Genomic DNA, 16,343 nt, shown 5'->3' with positions numbered 1-16,343 from the left:
AGAGGTGCTGCGCCCATGGACCGTCTGCTCGATACGCTGTTTCCCTCTGCCGCCGAGATCCCCCAGGCCTATCGCCTGGGCGAGCCGCTGGTGCAACGCGAGTACCTGGTAAACGGCCAGTTGCAGCATTGGGATGGCCCGTTGGCTACTGTCCGTAGCCCGGTGTGGCTCAAAGAGGACGACGAGGAGCGCCAGGTCATTCTCGGCAGTACCCCGTTGCTGGATGCCGACACCGCCCTGACCGCCCTGGATGCGGCCGTGCACGCCTACGACAAAGGCCGCGGTGCCTGGCCCACGATGCGCGTGGCCGAACGCATCCGCCATGTCGAGACCTTTCTGGGCAAGATGCGCGAGCAGCGTGAGGCTGTGGTCAAGCTGCTGATGTGGGAAATCGGCAAAAACCTCAAGGACTCGGAAAAGGAGTTCGACCGCACCTGTGACTACATCGTCGACACCATCAATGCCCTCAAGGAACTCGACCGGCGCTCCAGCCGCTTCGAACTGGAACAGGACACCCTCGGCCAGATCCGCCGTGCACCACTGGGTGTGGCCTTGTGCATGGGCCCTTACAACTACCCGCTGAACGAGACCTTCACCACCCTCATTCCGGCACTGATCATGGGCAACACGGTGGTGTTCAAACCGGCCAAGTTCGGCGTACTGCTGATTCGTCCGTTGCTCGAAGCCTTCCGCGACAGCTTCCCGGCCGGCGTGATCAACGTCATCTATGGCCGCGGCCGCGAGACCGTCAGCGCATTGATGGCCAGCGGCAAGATCGACGTGTTTGCCTTTATCGGCACCAACAAGGCCGCCAGCGACCTGAAAAAGCTCCACCCTCGCCCGCACCGCCTGCGCGCAGCCCTGGGCCTGGATGCCAAGAACCCCGGGATCGTGCTACCGGAAGTCGACCTGGACAATGCCGTCAACGAGGCGGTCACCGGGGCGCTGTCATTCAACGGTCAGCGCTGCACCGCACTGAAGATCCTCTTTGTGCATACCGATGTGGTGGACAGTTTTCTCGACAGATTCCAGCGTAAGCTGGCCGCCCTCAAGCCAGGCATGCCTTGGGAACCGGGTGTGAGCCTGACCCCGCTACCGGAGGCCGGCAAAATCGATTACCTCAATGGCCTGGTGGCCGACGCCGTGGAAAAAGGCACGCAGGTGCTCAACGAAGGTGGCGGCAGCAGTCGCGGTTCGTTTTTCTACCCGGCGCTGCTGTACCCGGTCAACGCACAGATGCGGGTGTACCAGGAGGAGCAGTTTGGCCCGGTGGTGCCGGTGGTGCCGTATTCAGACCTGCAGACCGTGATCGATTACGTGCTCGACTCCGACTTTGGCCAGCAACTGAGCATCTTCGGTACCAACCCGGCCGAGGTCGGGCGCCTGGTCGACACGTTTGCCAACCAGGTCGGCCGCATCAACCTCAACGCCCAGTGCCAGCGCGGCCCGGACACCTACCCGTTCAACGGCCGCAAGAACTCTGCCGAAGGCACCTTGTCGGTGCATGACGCCTTGCGGGTGTTTTCAATCCGCACCCTGGTCGCAACCAAGTTCCAGGACAGCAACAAGCAGTTGATCAGCGACATCATCCGCAATCGCGATTCGAGCTTCCTGACGACCGACTACATCTTCTGACCGCCGTCCGTCCAGCGCCGCCGATTTTGATTTGCCCAATGGCCGAAACTGTACAAATATACAGTTTCGCGCCATTCACCCTGCGGCGCGCTAAGGAGGATCTACAAAATGGCCGTCAAACCAATCCCCGAAGGACAACACAGCATTACCCCCTACCTCGGCATCAAGGATGCCGGCAAAGCCATCGACTTCTACAAGGCCGCCTTCGGTGCGGTCGAGATGTTCCGCCTGGAAAGCCCGGATGGCCGTATTGGCCACGCCGAACTCAAGATTGGCAACTCATCCATCATGCTGGCCGACCCGTGCGACATGGAAGGCGGCCTGGTCAGCAGCCAGTCGCTGAACGCCGCCGCCATTGGCCTGCACCTGTATGTCGAGGATGTCGATGCGGTTTATGCCCAGGCAATCAAGGCTGGAGGAACGCCGTTGCGGGCTGTCGAAAACCAGTTTTACGGTGACCGTAGCGGGACCCTTAAGGACCCCTTCGGCAACCTCTGGTTCGTCTCCTCCCATGTAGAAGATGTGTCGGTGGAAGAAATCCGCGCCCGCGCCGCCAAGATGTTTGCCTCGTAGGCCGCACAAGCTGCAAGCTATCAGCGATAAGCTGCAAGCAAGAGCGGGTAGCGCTTTTACTTGCAGCTTGTAACGTGCTGCTGCCAAGGATTGTCATGCGAATCATCGAGAAGAATACCGCGCTGGTGCGTACCCTCACTCCGGGCGAAGACGAGTTGCTGCGCGGATTTGTGCAAGGCTCGCTGGCCGGCCCGCGCCTGCTGCAGGCCAATCAGCTACTGATCAAGATCCGCGCTGCCGGGCACTGGCTGGCCTGCGACTGCCAGGCGCGGGCACTGCCGATTCTCAACGTCAACCTCAATGGCAACACCGGTACGCTGTTCCTCAAGAACAACCCCGGCACAGCCGAGCACGCCCCGGATTGCGCCTTCATCAAGGATGAGCGTGAGGCCGGTCGGCCCGATGATGCCGACACCCTGCCGGCAGCATGGCTGGCACCGGATACGCCACTGCGCCTGATCAGTGATTTCCGCCGCGCCGCGACCGGCGACGAGGAAGCGCGAAACGTCAGCGGCGACACGCGGGATCAGCACCGCTTGTTGTCTTTGCTGCTGACGCTGATTGAAGCCAGTGGCCTCAATGTTTACGCCACTCACCTGAAAAAAGACCTCACCGGGCAGTTTGCCGAACTGCGCAGTGTCGCCAGCCGCTACCCCTTGATCGAGCGGGTGCCGGCCAGCAATTACCTGGAAACCCGCCTGGACATGAAGCACATGATGATGCTCAAGGCCCGGCTGCGCGATTCCAGTGCCTTTGGCAACCACCGCCGTTACGGCTTGATGCTCGATTGCGTCAGCCAGATCAAAACGCGCAAGGTGTACAACGAGCGCAACGAAGATGGCTTCGACTTCCAGGGCCATCATTTGTTGTGGGGCGGCAGCAAGACGCCGGGGCCGTTGCTGGCGTTGGCCATCTACTCCCCCACCAGCGCGGGCAGCCATTTTTACGAGTTGATTCATGTTGCCAGCGTGCCGGTGCTGTCGCGTGGGCAGCTGTTTCCGGTATTCCGTGATGAGGAACGCGAGCCATTGAAGATGCTGGTCTCGTTGATCGACTGGATGGCCAGTAAGGGCGTGCGGGTAATTCTGCGCCGCCCGGTCATCGGCGGCCAGGGCATGGATGCATTGGTACTGAGCTCCGATCAGGATCGAGTGCTGTCAGTTTCGCTGACCGACCGGCCAGTAGGGCCGGAACCCGAAGGCGAAACTTTCAAGCGCTATGCCGACTTCAAGAGCCTGGACACCTTCCGCAAATACGTCGCCGGTTTCTTCATGCGCGGTCGCGCCAACTCCCCCACTGACATCCTGTAGGAGCTGGCGAAGCCTGCGATCGAGCGCGCAGCGGTCGCAGTCACCACTGCCGCTTGTCGGGCCGGGTCAGCCCGAGTTTCTCGATGCGGTAGCGCAGCATGTCACGGCTGAGCCCCAGCAACCGGGCCGATTTGGTGACATTCCAGTCGGTGCGATCCAGCATCTTGCGCACCATGTCGCGCTCCACCTCTGGCAGGCTGGTAGTACCCGGTACCTCGCCCATGCTGTGATGTTCATGGGGCATCGGTATGGGCGGATCGAAGGGCTCATCGACAAGGCTCATGCAGACATTGAGCTGGTGCGGGCCGATTTCCTCCACCGGTGCGAGCAACACGGTTTGCTCGAGCATGTTGCGCAGTTCGCGGACGTTGCCCGGCCAGCTGTAATTGAGCAGCAACTCCTCGGCTTCGGGGCTGAAGTAAAGGTGCGATTTGCCGTAGCGCTTGCCATGCAAGGCAAGGAAGTGCCGCGCCAGCAGCAGGATGTCTTCACCACGGGCATACAGCCTGGGAACCTTGATCGAGATAATGCGCAAACGAAAGAACAGATCGCGACGGAACTTGCCCTGTTGCACCATCTGTTCAAGGTTGCAGTTCGTCGCGCTGATAATGCGCAGGTCGACTTTGCGCTCTTTCACCGCACCAATGCGGCGAATGGTGCGGTCTTCCAGCAACTTCAGCAATTTGGCCTGGAGTATCAGGTCCATTTCACCGATTTCGTCTAGAAACAGCGTACCGCCATCGGCCGCTTCGACCAGCCCCACACGACGGTCTTTGGCATCGGTAAAGGCGCCCTTCTCATGACCGAAGAGTTCGGCCTCCAGCAAATTGGCGGGAATCGAGGCGCAGTTGAATTCGATAAAAGGCCCCTTCGCACGCGCACCGTCAAAATGCAGGGCACGGGCCACCAGCTCCTTGCCAGTACCGGTTTCGCCTTCGACCAACACCGGAGGCAAGTCACCGCTGGCCATGCGCCGCTCGGCATCGAGCAATTGCCTGAGCGTGTGCTTGAGCCCAAGCATTGCAGGCGACTCGCCAATCAACGACTGGCCGCCAGACTTCTGCGCTTCACGCTCCTGATAGAACGACAGCGTACGCTCCAGACGCTCGGTGGCCAGCGCCTTCTCGAGCGTCAGCTTGAGCTCGGCCAGCACCACCGGTTTGGTGAGGTAATGAAACGCCCCCTCCTTCATCGCCAGCACGGCATCTTCGACGTTGCCGTAGCCGGTCATCATGATCACCTTGAGCTCCGGCGCGCGCACGGCCAGGGCCTTGATCAGCTCATGGCCGCTCATTCCCGGCAACGAGTTGTCGGTCAGCACCGCATCAGGTTGGCACTGCTGCAATTGCTCCAGAGCCTGTTCGGCACTGTGACACACCGTGACCTCAAACCCCTTGCGCTCCAGATAGGTCTGAATATTTTCCGCGAGGATTTCATCATCCTCCACTACCAGGATGCTCTGCTCCATGGTCCCCTCCCGTTGCAACATTAAACGTTAGGCAAACACGGGTTCCTTCCTCCTCGCGACTGGTCAGAGTGACCGCACCGCCAAACCGCTCCATTATTCGTTTGACCAGCACCAGCCCGACACCCAGGCCGCCTTGCTTGGTGGTAAAAAACGGTTTGAAGACCATGCGCTCCTGCTGCTGGCTCATGCCCTTGCCGGTATCACTGAAGGTTAGCTGGACCTTGCGTTCGCTCTCCAGCTCCAGCACCTCGAGTGTCAGCCGGCCGCCGTTGGGCATAGCCTCCAGGGCATTGGAAAACAAACTGTTGAGAATCTGCGTGAGCAACACCGGCTGGCTCACCACCAGGGCAACCGGCGGAGCGCTGACGCTCAGTTGTACCTTGGTGCGCTCGGTCTGCTGGGCGAACGCACTGCAGGTATCCTCAAGCGCCGCCACCAGGTCAACGGCTTCCGCATCGTCCTTCAACGGCCGCAACGACACCAGTAGCTCACGCACCCAGCGCGACATACGGTCGACCTGGCTGATGATGTCGCCGATATTCTTTTGCGAGCGGTCACTGGCAACTTCCTGAGCCAGCTCGGCGCTGGAGCGGATGGTAGCCAGCGGGTTGCGCAAACTGTGGGCCACCGCCGACGACATCTCGCCCAGGGCGACGAAGGTCTCGCTGGCCACCAGCTGGGTCTGCTGGGTGCGTAAAAGGCTGGCAGCGCGACGCACAATCCAGAACAGGCCAAAGTAGATCAGCGCGCCGCCAATCAGGGTCGAGGCCCAGATCAGCACGTAGCCGCGCTGGATGCGGCGTACCAGGTCCTGTGGCTCTTTGTACACCTCCACCATCGACAACACCCGGGTGCCCGTCTCATCAAACATGGGAATGTAGTTTTCGATGAACAGGTATTCCGGCTCGCGCAAAAACTTCTGCTCATCGCGGTCTTCATCCGCCTTGTGGTAACTGGCCGATACCGGCTTCTGCGAATTGAAAGACTCGTCGAGGTCGTCGTCGGCCTCGATTTTCTTGCCTACCAGCTCAGGGTTGGTGGACCAGACAATGGTACGGTCCAGGGCATAGACATTGGAAAGGAGGGTGTCGGGCAGGTGCTCGACATGATCGAGAAACTCGATACGGGTCGAGGCCGCCAGATCGGCACTGATCCCCGGATGCTGATTGTCCATGCGCGGGTCGAGCAACTGGGCCATGGTGGTGCCCGGCGGAATTCGCGAATGGCGCACCTCTGCCTTGGCCATGGCCTGGATGAACTCGGCGGTGAGCATGGCATCACGCTCGACGCTGTCGTTGACCACGAAGCGCGTCGAGACATAACCCAGGCCCACCGCCACCGTGGCAATGATCAACAGGCTGACCACTGAAAACCAGCGCAGCAGATTGAACTCGCGCGGTACAGGATCGGAGACTGCATTTGGATCACGGCCCTCATCGGCCAGTTTCTTATTCAGCACCTGCATCGGGTTCTTCCTGGCGGGCTGTTTTTTCTTACAATTTATAGCCCAGCCAGCGCCGGCTGTTTTACATCAATACTAATGATTACTGCCAAAGTGATAGTGTTTTGCCTCTACTGCGCGCTGGCAGCCCCGGTTTCCGCAGCGTTGGCCTGTTCCAAGGCGCCTTGGCGCTGGGTTTCCTTGTCCAGAAATTCAAGCAGATTGTCGGTATCTTGCTGGTTCAACCGCAGGTTGGGCATCGCCACCCGGTTGTACTGCTCAAACAGCGATACCGCCAACGCTTCACGCTCGGCCAGCATACGGTCCGGTTCGCGAATCCAGCGGCTTAACCAGGCCCGGTCGCGCCGTTGAGTTACCCCGAGCAGATCCGGCCCGACCGCGCGCATGCCGATGCCCTGCCCGTCTTGCGGGCCGACACTGTGGCACGCCGCACAACGGGTACGGAACAACTCCTCGCCACTGCTGGGCGGGCGAATCTGCGGTGCGTCGGCATAGCTTTCGCCTTCGCTGGCCTGCTTCCAGTTCTGCAGGCTGTTCGCCAGTTGATCGGCAAGAATCCACGGGTTTTCAAAGGGTGAGGCCTTCATCCAGCGACCGGTTGCCTGGTTACCCACGATCAGGCTCAGGTTGTGATCGCGGCTACGGCCATTGTCCACGCCCTCGATAAACAACCCCAGGCGCCGGCGCAGTTCGTTGATCTGGTCGATGTCACCGGTCAGGAAGCGCCAGCCCGGCCCTACCTTGAAACGCGCGGCATAGGCTTTGAGCACCTCGGGCGTATCGCTTAGCGGATCAATGCTGATCGAGTAGAAAAACACATCGTGGCCGACCCGATCCCCCAGCAGTTGCTGGACCTGGCGCAAGCGTGCGGTTTCCAGCGGGCAGGAATCGCCACACCCGGTGAAGACGAAATTGATGACCACTACTTTGTCCTTGATCAGGTCATCAAAAAAACGCAGTTGCTGCCCGTCCTGATCGGTCAGCACGGTATTGGGGAAATACCCCGCGCCCCAGGGGGTGGCCTCCTCCGCCAGCCCCTGGAGGGCCCAGCACAGCAATACGGTGCCGAACCACAGTGACAATCGCTTCATCATGCACGCTCCTTGGCTTATTGGGTGACCTTGACCTGTGGACCGAAGCCATCCCCCACGCGCCAGGTCGGCAGTGCGGCTGAGTTGATGTACTGCACGCCATCCCAGCTCGGCAACGGCGTAGGCATCATCTGCAACTGGCCCGGGTGCTCGATGTCCCAACGCAGCAGCATCGAGTTGTCCTCATGCTGGGTGTTGTGGCAGTGCTCCATGTAGGTGCCGGCGAATTCGCGGAAGTTGATCGCCAGTTCGACGTTGTCCAGGCCGTCTTTTTCGGTGCCGATGCGGTACACATCCTTGCGTGCCCATTTTTCCCATTCCGGCGGGGCCTTGCCGCCGCGGCTGAGGATGATGCCCTCCTCGAAGTGCACATGCACCGGGTGGCTCCAGCCATTGCCGCCATTCTGGATTTTCCACACTTCCAGGGTGCCGAAGTTGCTGGCGCCGGCATCGGTCGGCCCGGTGGCCAGCTTGGTTGCCGCACTGAGCCGGCGAGGGTCCATGCTGTAGCCCAGGTTGCCATCGGTCTTGATCGTCCATGGCACTTTGTCGGTACCGTCGGAACGACCGAAGATGAACGTGCGGTGCCGGGCTTGTGCCAGCAGCGCCTGATCAGCCGGGTTGTCACGGTGCAGCTTGAGCGGAATCATCACCTTGCCTACCGCCTTGCCCGGTTTGGCCGGTTCATACGCTGCCGGGTCCATGGCCAGGTCCTGGCCGGTATAGGCTTTGACATTGAGCTGCAGCACCTTGCCCACCGCCGGGTCGCCCCTGTCCCATTGCGGGCCTTTGCTGGTCTGCTTGATCACCGCCAGGTATTTCTCCGACAGCACGTCGGCCAGTTCGATGTCTTCCTTGGGCCCCTTGCCAGTGTCGTGCGCCTTGAGGTTGACGAAGAACAGTTTGTCGCCCGCTTTGATCCCGCTCTTGGCAAAGTTGACGATGATGTCGAAGCGCTCGGCGATGCCCTGCGTCGGCAGGATCGCGTTGTGGTTCTGGCGGTCACCGTCAGCGTCCAGGTCCATGCTGCCGTCAAACGGCACGGCATGCTCCATGATGTTGCCGTCGTTGGCGATCATGTGGAACGGCACCCGTGCGTACGACAGCCCCGAACCTTTGGGCCCGGGAAACTCACCGCCGCTGCCTTTGATCTCACGCACCAGTGCCAGTTTGAAATAGCGCGACACCGAACCGTTGAGGATGCGGAAACGGTAACTGCGGGCGCGTACGTCGAGGTAAGGCTTGTACTGCCAGTTGACCAGCACCTGGTCGCCGAGAAAACCATCGGTGTTGAACGGGTTGAACCACAACTGCCCGTTCGCGCCCCAGGCCTTGTCGGCAATCACCAGGTTGACGTCATAGTCGCGGTTGCCCCACGACAGCGCCGAGCCGCTTGGCAAGCGCAGGTTGACGCCATCGTCGAAGGCTTCATTGCCGCGATCCAGGGCGCTGTAGTAGTTCATCATCGCCGCATTGCCCTTGTAGACATTCTGCGCGGTGAAATCGAGCATGTGGTCGTGGAACCAGTGGGTACTCATGGTCTCGCGCCAGTCGCCACGTATTTTGATGCTGCCGTTGTCGCAGGTCTTGAGCCCGGGCTGGGCATCGTTGACCCAGAGTTTTTCCCCTGGTGTGCAAGGGAACGCGGCACGCGGGTCTTCAGCACGGGTGTTGATGCTGTCGTAACCGGCCAGTTGCAGCGGCCAGCGATAGTCGTAGTACTGCCCGGGGAAGAAAAACGCATTGGCGTAACCGTCGCTCTCTGCCGGCGAGTGACCGTTGTGCTCATGGGTGCTGATGGTATGCAGGCCAAAGCCGTGGTTGGCTGCCGGGTCGATCGGCAAGGCATTGTAATGACGCATCAACAACGGTTGGCCATAGCGCACCATCAACAGCTTGGGCGGCAGGGTGCCGTCAAACGTCCACACCGACTTGTGATCCTGCAGTGGCATGTTGGGATGAAAGCGGGTATCGATGCCCTTGGTGGTGCCTTGGGTATTGGGTTGTCCGGCGGTGTTGTAGTACAGCCCGCCAGGGCCGAACTCACCCACGCTGTAGCGGTGCATCTGCATGGCGTCACGCAGGCCACCATTGATACGCGCCCCGGCCTGGGCCGTCTTGTAGGCCGCCTGCGGGTAGAACTCGTTCCAGCGCTGGTGCGACCAGCCTTTTCCCGGTGGGCGCCCTTCGGCTGGCGCGCCGATGTGCCGGTTGAGAAACTGCTCGATCTGCGCCTGCCAGGGGTTACGGTCGACCACGTTGGCAAACTGGCTGGGGAATGGCGTCAGGCCAGGCTGTTTGAGAAAGGCGTCCAGCTGCGGCCCATTGGGTGCGCTGCGCGTCACGCTGACAGGGTCTTGTTGCGGCGCCGGGCCCGTGGTCGGGGCCGGGAACACCAGTAACCCGGAGGGCGTGGTCGGGTCGAGGCGCGTCGGGCCGAACTCTTCGAACAACAGCAATTGCTGGCTGAAGGGCTGCGCGCCAAACATCGGGCTCGGGGCACCGTTGGTGGGGTAGTTGAACGACGTTTGCAACGCGGGCGGTCGCTCGTTTTCCTGGCGTGGGGTGTCACGCGTGCCTTCACCCTCAGGCAGATCAAAGGCACCCACGTTGGCCTCGGGGAGCGTCAGTAAATTGATCAGGGCTGCCGCAGGGTCAGCGGGAACATCGGTGTAGGCCGACGGGTCGCCGGGCTCCGGCGGATCGACGTCGTCAATCGGGCTGGCAGGTACTTCGGCTACCAGCAACAGGGCCAGAGCGGCACTCAGGCCCAAGGGGTAATGCAGGCGTTTGATCATGATCTTTCACCCAGTGATTGCGAACCGCTAATGTCGATTTGCAATTACTTGGCCAAAGATGTTTCAAAATGTGTAGTCGTTAAATATCAGCTACTTAACTTAATCTCTTATCACCCCATGTCCGCACAAAGTGGGGAAAACATCCCCCAGCTTCGGGTCTTGCTACAGGGGTTCGATCAGTTGGGCGCCGGCTCACGCGCCACCCGGAAAGTCAGTTGCATACAGGTACCCTTGCCTTCACGACTGTGCAGGCGCGCCGACCCGCCAAAGCGCTCCATGATCCGCTTGACCAGGACCAGACCGACCCCTAATCCGCCCTGCTTGGTGGTGTAAAAAGGCTTGAAGGCCATGCGCATCTGCTCGACGCTCATGCCCTTGCCATTGTCACACAGGCGCAACACCAGGGTTTTGCGGCCTTGGTGAACCTGCTCGACGCGCAAGGTGCCGCCGTCACCCATGGCTTCCAGCGCATTGGCGATCAGGCTGTTGAAAATCTGACCCAGCAACACTGGCTGGCTCAGCACCTTGACGTTGGCCAGGTCATCGCGCCGAACCTCGATACCCTGACGCTTGAGCTGCAAGCTGAACGCCTGAAGGCTGTCCTGCAACACGCGATCAAGTTCCACGACTTCTGCGGCGTCATTGAGTGGCCGCAAGGATTGCAGCAACTGCCGCACCCAGTGCGACATGCGGTCGACCTGGCTGATGATGTCACCAATGTTCTTCTGCGCCGGCCCCTCTTCGATTTCCTGGGCCAGCTCTGCACTGGAACGAATACTCGCCAACGGGTTACGCAGACTGTGCGCCACCGCCGACGACATCTCACCCAAGGCAACGAAGGTTTCATTGTTGATCAAGCGCTTTTGTTGCGCTGCCAATTGCCGGTTGGCCCGGTACATCAGCCAGTACAGACCGCTGTACACCAGCGTCGCCCCCAGCGCGACGGCCATCCAGATCAGGATCAAGCCACGTTCGATACGCCCGATCAGGTCGCGCGGCTCTTTGTAGATCTCGACCATCGCGGTGACATTCACGCCATCGGCATCGAACAGCGGAATGTAGTTCTCGATGAACAGGTGCTCGGGCGGGGTAATGAATTTTTGCTCGGCCCGCGCCTGATCAACGCTGTGGTAACTGGCCGACACCCGGATCTTGTCGTTGAATGCGCGCTCCAGGTCTTCGTCGGATTCGATCATGCGCCCTACCAGCGCCGGGTTACTCGACCAGATCACGATCCGGTCCGGCGCATAGATATTGGCCAGCAACATGTCGGGCAAATGAGCGATGTGATCGAGAAACTCGCCGCGGGCAGCGCGGCGCGCCTCCGGGTTGACGTCGGGGAAGCTTTCATCGAGGCGTGGGTCGAGCAGTTCACCCATGGTCCGCACATTGGGAATGGACACATGACGCACTTCCGCCAGGGCGATGGACTGAATGAACTGGGCCGTCAGCAAGGCGTCGCGCTCGATGCTCTCGTTGATCACGAAGCGACTGGAAATCAGGCCCAAGCCTACTGCCACCGACAGGATGATCGCCAGGCTGACAAAGGCATACCAGCGCAGCAGGTTGAACGGCCGTTTGCTGGCTACCGGACGGTGCTCGCTTGCTGGCAGGGATGACGACTCCAGGCGTGATTGCAGGTCCATCGCAAACTCCAGGCAGATGACTTCTTATCTTATAGCGCAGTTAATTCCGATTGCCCCGCACGCTCCCCCGTTTGCCCCCAACCCTGGGGCTCCGGCCCCGATAGGCGCGCATTCCAGCACCCCGGATTTTTGCTGCAAGCCAGGCCACACAAGGCTTTGAGCATGTTGGTACGGATGTTGCCAAACCCTCAGCAGACGACCCAAGTCCATGGGCCCACACGCGAGAGGGAACACTCATGCACCGTCCAACGCCCCACCCACTGGCCTTGCTGGTACTGGCCAGCCTGACCCAGGCACCGGCCCAGGCCGCGCTGTACGACGTTGACCCCGGGCCTTACACACCGGCTACCGGTGGTTTTGCGGCCTGGTACCAAGACACTCATGGCCGGGTACTCGACCTGTGTCTGACCAAGGCAGTCAGCTCACGGGTGGCCGGCGCCCCCGGTGCGCCTTCGTACATGTGCGTACTGAATCCGGCACCGGGTGTCTTCGACGACACCCAACCCATCGCATTCCCTGATAACTATCCCGACGAAACCTTCTGGTTCACCGCCGATGCGGCGATTGTCGACGCTGCACGTGGCATAGACCTGAGCTACGGTACCGCGATCGAGGCGGCCTTCGCTGCTGAAGATGTGCATGATGGCGACCAGGTCAGTTTTGCCCGCGTACGTATTCGCGTGGATGTGCCAACTGCAGGCACCTACATCGTCACCCACCCCTACGGCGTTGAAGTGTTCGATGTGCCCGCCGGCGGACGTCGCGCGATCAACATGACCCGCGACATCGGCATCGGCTCGCCGAAAACCTACACCGGTGCCCTGAAAGGTGATGTCGGCCCGTTCCTGCGTGGTGTGGGTGGCCCCTATACCGAACGCAACCCGGAAACCGGTGTCAGTGAGCGCTTTATCGGCGACCCGAACCTCAACGAAGCGGTCACCGGCAGTCCGTTCAACACCAACTTCGTACGCATCGAAGGCCCCAACGGCCTGGACTTGCGCACCACGCTGTTCTCGATCTCCGGGAAACTCTCCGAGACCGTACGCCCTACCCCGGTCATTGCCCAGCGCAGCACCTATTCACGCCACGAAGAGGACGGCGTCCTGCATGCCCAGCAAGACGTCTTCGTGCAGGCGCCGCCACCACCGGGTACAGCCACGCTGATCAGCCAGACCCCGACCCTGAGCCTCACCGAAGCCAACGGCACCGGTGCCTGGTATGGCCAGTCGGCGCTCAATCCCACCCTGCCGGTGAACCTGCAGGTGACCGCCGACAACCAGTTGGCAATCGCCAGTAACACCCCGACCACCCTGACCCTGCCACTGACCGACCTGGTCGTCATCCAGCGTGCCGAGTACAGCTTGTCTTCCGGCGAGCTGACCGTGGTTGCTTCAACCAGTGATGAAACCAGTGCCACCGACCTCACAGCCACCACCGGCAATGGTGTGCCGATCAGCGACCTGAGCGGCGATGGCGCAGTCAAGTCGTTCACCACCCGACACACGCCGATTCCTCCGGCCACGGTCACGGTGAGCAGTACCAAAGGTGGTAGCGACAGCGAAGAAGTGGAGCTCGTGCCATGAACATCATCACGCCACGTTCCGTAGCAGGAGGCAACATGAACAACTGGCCACGCCTGGCCCTGTGCGCCGCCGGGCTTTCCCTTACGCTGACCGGCAGCGCCTGGGCCGCGCTCAAGGCTGTCGACCCTGGCCCTTACACCCTCGCCACGGGGCGCTATCCAATGTGGTACCAGGACAGCAATGACCTGGCCATGGAGCTGTGCCAGTCGAGGGCTGTCAGTACCCGGGTACCCGCTTCGGTTCCCCCGGCCTATATGTGTACGTTGCTGCCCGAACCCGGCATCTATGACGATGCACTGCCTCTGGTGTTTCCGGATAACTGGCCACCGGAAATGTTCTGGTACCTGGCGGAAACCTCGATCCCGGCCGTCGGCAACAGCGGCTATGAAATGGATGTGTACGTGGCGGGTATCGAAGCCGCGTTCGCTTCCGAGAACCCGGTCGATGGTGACCAGCAAAGTTTCGCCCGCATCCGTATTCGCGTCTCGGTACCGCAGGCCGGTACCTACAAAATCACCCACCCCTATGGCGTCGAGACGGTTAACGTCACCACCCCCGGACGGCGCGCCATCAACATCACCCGCGACGTCGGTATCGGTGCACCGGGCAACTTTGGCGGCGTACTCAATGGCGCACTCGGCCCGTTCCTGCAAAGCGTCAACGCCGTTAACACCCCCTACACGGCGGTCAACCCGGATACGGGTGAGGTCGAACGTTTTGTCGGCGATCCGAACCTGACCGAAGCGGTGACCGGCAGCCCGTACAATACAAACTTTGTACGTATCGAGGGCCCCCCCGGGAAAATCGAGACCAACCTCTTTACCGTGTCCGGCAAGATCTATGACAATCGCAAACAGATTGCTGCCGAACTGGAACGTGCCACCTACCGGCGCAACTCGCTCGGCACCCGGGTCGAGGTGTATGCCAAGGCGCCGAGCACCGCCACCCTGTGTTTCCGTGACACCCTGGCACTGGTCCCTGGCACCCCGCCTACGCCGTGCAAGTTCGACTTGCGGTCCGACGAAAATGGCCTGTTCTTCGCCAACCATTTAAGCAGCGCCGCGCCACCGCCAGTGATTGTCGTGACGGCGACCGACCCGACTTCCGCACTGCGCCCTACCGCCTTGTCACGCAAGCTTACCGACGTGGTCAAAGTGGAGACCGCACAGTACGACTGGGCCCACAAACGCCTGCACATCGAAGCCCGCTCCAGTGACGAAGTGCAACCGCCGGACATGGTCGCCCAAGGCTATGGCCGCATGTCCAGGTCGGGCAACCTGCAAACACTGACCGTCAATGACCTGCCGCAGCCACCCGCCACTGTCACCATCAAGTCGGCTGCCGGTGGCAGTGACACCGAGGCGGTGGTGATCGTCGGCAACGCCCCGGCCGAAGCGGAAAACAAGGCACCGGTCGCGCAAGCAGACGTGGGCAGCACCAGCTTTGGTGTACCGCTGACCCTGAACCTGCTGGCCAACGACAGCGACCCGGACGCCAACGTGCCGCTGACCATCACCGACCTTACCCAGCCGGCAACCGGCCAGGGCACGGTCGCCCTCAGCGGCAGCGCTGCCGTGGTCTACACCCCGCCAGCGGTGGTCAACGCGCCGATGGTCGCGACCTTCACCTACCGTGCCCAGGACAACAAAGGACTGAAGTCTGCGGTCACCACCGTGACGGTCAACGTCGCACCTAACCAGGCCCCAACCGCCGTTGGCGACACTGCCGCCACCCTCGGTGTCGCACTGCCGATCAACGTGCTGGCCAACGACACCGATCCGGAAGGCAACGTGCCCCTGGCAGTCAACAGTGTCACCCAACCCGCCCCTGGACGCGGCACGGTGACCACCGACGGCACCCAGGTCACTTACACCCCACCGGCCACCGTCACGGCAGCCTTTGCCGCCACCTTCAGCTACATCGCCCGGGACAGCCTCGGCGCCCTGTCGGCACCGGCAACGGTCACCGTACAGGTCTCGCCACGGCCAGCGGCAGAGACGTTTGCGGTCACCACCGCCACCGTCGCGGCGCGTTCCAACAACCGCTTCAACTGGGACTTCTCCGGCACCTCGTCGGTGACCACCGGTAACACCATCACCGTCCAGGTCACCACCCCGACCGGGCTGGTCACCCTCGGCACCACCACCGTTCCGCTGACCGGACGCTGGCGGTTGACGGTAAGCAACACCACCACGGTGATCCCGACAGCAACACCGTCGGCGACGATCCGTAGCAGCCAGGGCACTGTCCGTACCGTGCCGGTTGTCGTGCAGTAAACCCGGGAGATTCGACCATGGCGCGCCTGACCACCTTGCTGATGTGCCTGACCCTGATCGGTCAGGCCGCCCTGGCCGACGACCTGATGGACAACGCCGACCTCGGCCCCGGCGGCGATCTGGGGGAACCGCTGTCGCTGCAGCCTCTGCCGGCCGGGCAACAGGCGCAGATCGCACAGAACGGTGACTCCAATCGCGCTGCCATCGGCCAGGACGGTCAGGCCCTGCTGGGCCGGATCGTGCAATCGGGTGGTGCTCAGGAGGCGTACATCCTGCAGCAAGGCAGTGACCTGATGGCAACCATTAACCAGCAAGGCTACGGCAACAGCGCATCGATCGCCCAAAGCGGCAGCAACAACCGCGCACAAATCGAGCAGTACGGAAACAGCAACAGCGCCAGCATCGTCCAGGCCGGCTCGGGACTGCAGAGTTCCGTGATCCAGGCCGGTAACGGGCAGCGCGTGCAGGTCAACCAATACCGCTAAACCCTGGAGGCTCCAC

The 16,343-nt window shown here is 61.4% G+C and carries 11 protein-coding genes; 6 read left to right on the top strand and 5 right to left on the bottom strand.

Annotated features, from left to right (window positions below):
* Positions 1–15 precede the first annotated feature (15 nt).
* The 3 genes from DM813_RS20520 (at position 16) to DM813_RS20510 (ending at position 3,518) form a co-directional block, all read left to right on the top strand.
* On the top strand, positions 16–1,635 hold the full coding sequence (locus DM813_RS20520) for an NADP-dependent glyceraldehyde-3-phosphate dehydrogenase (protein WP_128325194.1): 1,620 nt from the start codon (positions 16–18) through the stop codon (positions 1,633–1,635).
* 108 nt (positions 1,636–1,743) lie between these two features.
* Complete coding sequence (locus DM813_RS20515) at positions 1,744–2,208, top strand: VOC family protein (protein ID WP_128325193.1); 465 nt, start codon at positions 1,744–1,746, stop codon at positions 2,206–2,208.
* Between the two features lie 95 nt (positions 2,209–2,303).
* On the top strand, positions 2,304–3,518 hold the full coding sequence (locus tag DM813_RS20510; RefSeq protein ID WP_128325192.1) for a hypothetical protein: 1,215 nt from the start codon (positions 2,304–2,306) through the stop codon (positions 3,516–3,518).
* Between the two features lie 40 nt (positions 3,519–3,558).
* On the opposite strand, the gene DM813_RS20505 is transcribed toward DM813_RS20510, so the two are convergent.
* The 5 genes from DM813_RS20505 to DM813_RS20485 all read right to left on the bottom strand — a co-directional run bounded on the left by DM813_RS20505 (position 3,559) and on the right by DM813_RS20485 (position 11,983).
* The gene (locus DM813_RS20505) at positions 3,559–4,986 is read right to left on the bottom strand and encodes a sigma-54-dependent transcriptional regulator (RefSeq protein ID WP_128325191.1); all 1,428 of its coding nucleotides are present in this window, start codon (positions 4,984–4,986) and stop codon (positions 3,559–3,561) included.
* Complete coding sequence (locus DM813_RS20500; RefSeq protein WP_128325190.1) at positions 4,955–6,451, bottom strand: sensor histidine kinase; 1,497 nt, start codon at positions 6,449–6,451, stop codon at positions 4,955–4,957. Before DM813_RS20500 ends, DM813_RS20505 begins: the two co-directional genes overlap by 32 nt.
* A 107-nt stretch (positions 6,452–6,558) precedes the next feature.
* A complete protein-coding gene (locus DM813_RS20495) occupies positions 6,559–7,539 on the bottom strand; it encodes an SCO family protein (RefSeq protein ID WP_241653209.1) in 981 nt (326 codons plus the stop codon).
* A 17-nt stretch (positions 7,540–7,556) separates the two neighbouring features.
* Positions 7,557–10,337 (bottom strand): multicopper oxidase domain-containing protein, encoded by a 2,781-nt coding sequence (locus DM813_RS20490; protein ID WP_128325188.1) that lies wholly within the window; start codon positions 10,335–10,337, stop codon positions 7,557–7,559.
* A 176-nt stretch (positions 10,338–10,513) separates the two neighbouring features.
* A complete protein-coding gene (locus tag DM813_RS20485) occupies positions 10,514–11,983 on the bottom strand; it encodes a sensor histidine kinase (RefSeq protein ID WP_128325187.1) in 1,470 nt (489 codons plus the stop codon).
* Positions 11,984–12,219: 236 nt separating this feature from the next.
* On the opposite strand from DM813_RS20485, the gene DM813_RS20480 reads away from it, so the two are divergent.
* Genes DM813_RS20480 through DM813_RS20470 form a run of 3 tightly spaced genes read left to right on the top strand, consistent with a single transcriptional unit; the run spans position 12,220 to position 16,327 of the window.
* On the top strand, positions 12,220–13,566 hold the full coding sequence (locus DM813_RS20480; RefSeq protein ID WP_128325186.1) for a hypothetical protein: 1,347 nt from the start codon (positions 12,220–12,222) through the stop codon (positions 13,564–13,566).
* Positions 13,567–13,601: 35 nt separating this feature from the next.
* Positions 13,602–15,842: an Ig-like domain-containing protein gene (locus tag DM813_RS20475; RefSeq protein ID WP_128325185.1), complete on the top strand. Its 2,241-nt coding sequence runs from the start codon at positions 13,602–13,604 to the stop codon at positions 15,840–15,842.
* A gap of 17 nt (positions 15,843–15,859) precedes the next feature.
* Positions 15,860–16,327: a curlin gene (locus DM813_RS20470; RefSeq protein WP_128325184.1), complete on the top strand. Its 468-nt coding sequence runs from the start codon at positions 15,860–15,862 to the stop codon at positions 16,325–16,327.
* The last annotated feature ends 16 nt before the right edge of the window (positions 16,328–16,343 follow it).

Source organism: Pseudomonas alkylphenolica (assembly GCF_004025535.1).
Taxonomy (GTDB): Bacteria; Pseudomonadota; Gammaproteobacteria; order Pseudomonadales; family Pseudomonadaceae; genus Aquipseudomonas; species Aquipseudomonas alkylphenolica_A.
Note: the sequence above shows the minus strand (reverse complement) of the source record. Positions and strands in the feature narration are given on the sequence as shown.

Bases quoted from the DNA above. Each gene is read 5' to 3' on its own strand.
- DM813_RS20500 (WP_128325190.1), bottom strand. From the start codon at position 6,451: ATGCAGGTGCTGAATAAGAAACTGGCCGATGAGGGCCGTGATCCAAAT.
- DM813_RS20475 (WP_128325185.1), top strand. From the start codon at position 13,602: ATGAACAACTGGCCACGCCTGGCCCTGTGCGCCGCCGGGCTTTCCCTT.
- DM813_RS20520 (WP_128325194.1), top strand. From the start codon at position 16: ATGGACCGTCTGCTCGATACGCTGTTTCCCTCTGCCGCCGAGATCCCC.
- DM813_RS20505 (WP_128325191.1), bottom strand. From the start codon at position 4,986: ATGGAGCAGAGCATCCTGGTAGTGGAGGATGATGAAATCCTCGCGGAA.
- DM813_RS20515 (WP_128325193.1), top strand. From the start codon at position 1,744: ATGGCCGTCAAACCAATCCCCGAAGGACAACACAGCATTACCCCCTAC.
- DM813_RS20510 (WP_128325192.1), top strand. From the start codon at position 2,304: ATGCGAATCATCGAGAAGAATACCGCGCTGGTGCGTACCCTCACTCCG.
- DM813_RS20485 (WP_128325187.1), bottom strand. From the start codon at position 11,983: ATGGACCTGCAATCACGCCTGGAGTCGTCATCCCTGCCAGCAAGCGAG.
- DM813_RS20470 (WP_128325184.1), top strand. From the start codon at position 15,860: ATGGCGCGCCTGACCACCTTGCTGATGTGCCTGACCCTGATCGGTCAG.
- DM813_RS20480 (WP_128325186.1), top strand. From the start codon at position 12,220: ATGCACCGTCCAACGCCCCACCCACTGGCCTTGCTGGTACTGGCCAGC.
- DM813_RS20495 (WP_241653209.1), bottom strand. From the start codon at position 7,539: ATGAAGCGATTGTCACTGTGGTTCGGCACCGTATTGCTGTGCTGGGCC.
- DM813_RS20490 (WP_128325188.1), bottom strand. From the start codon at position 10,337: ATGATCAAACGCCTGCATTACCCCTTGGGCCTGAGTGCCGCTCTGGCC.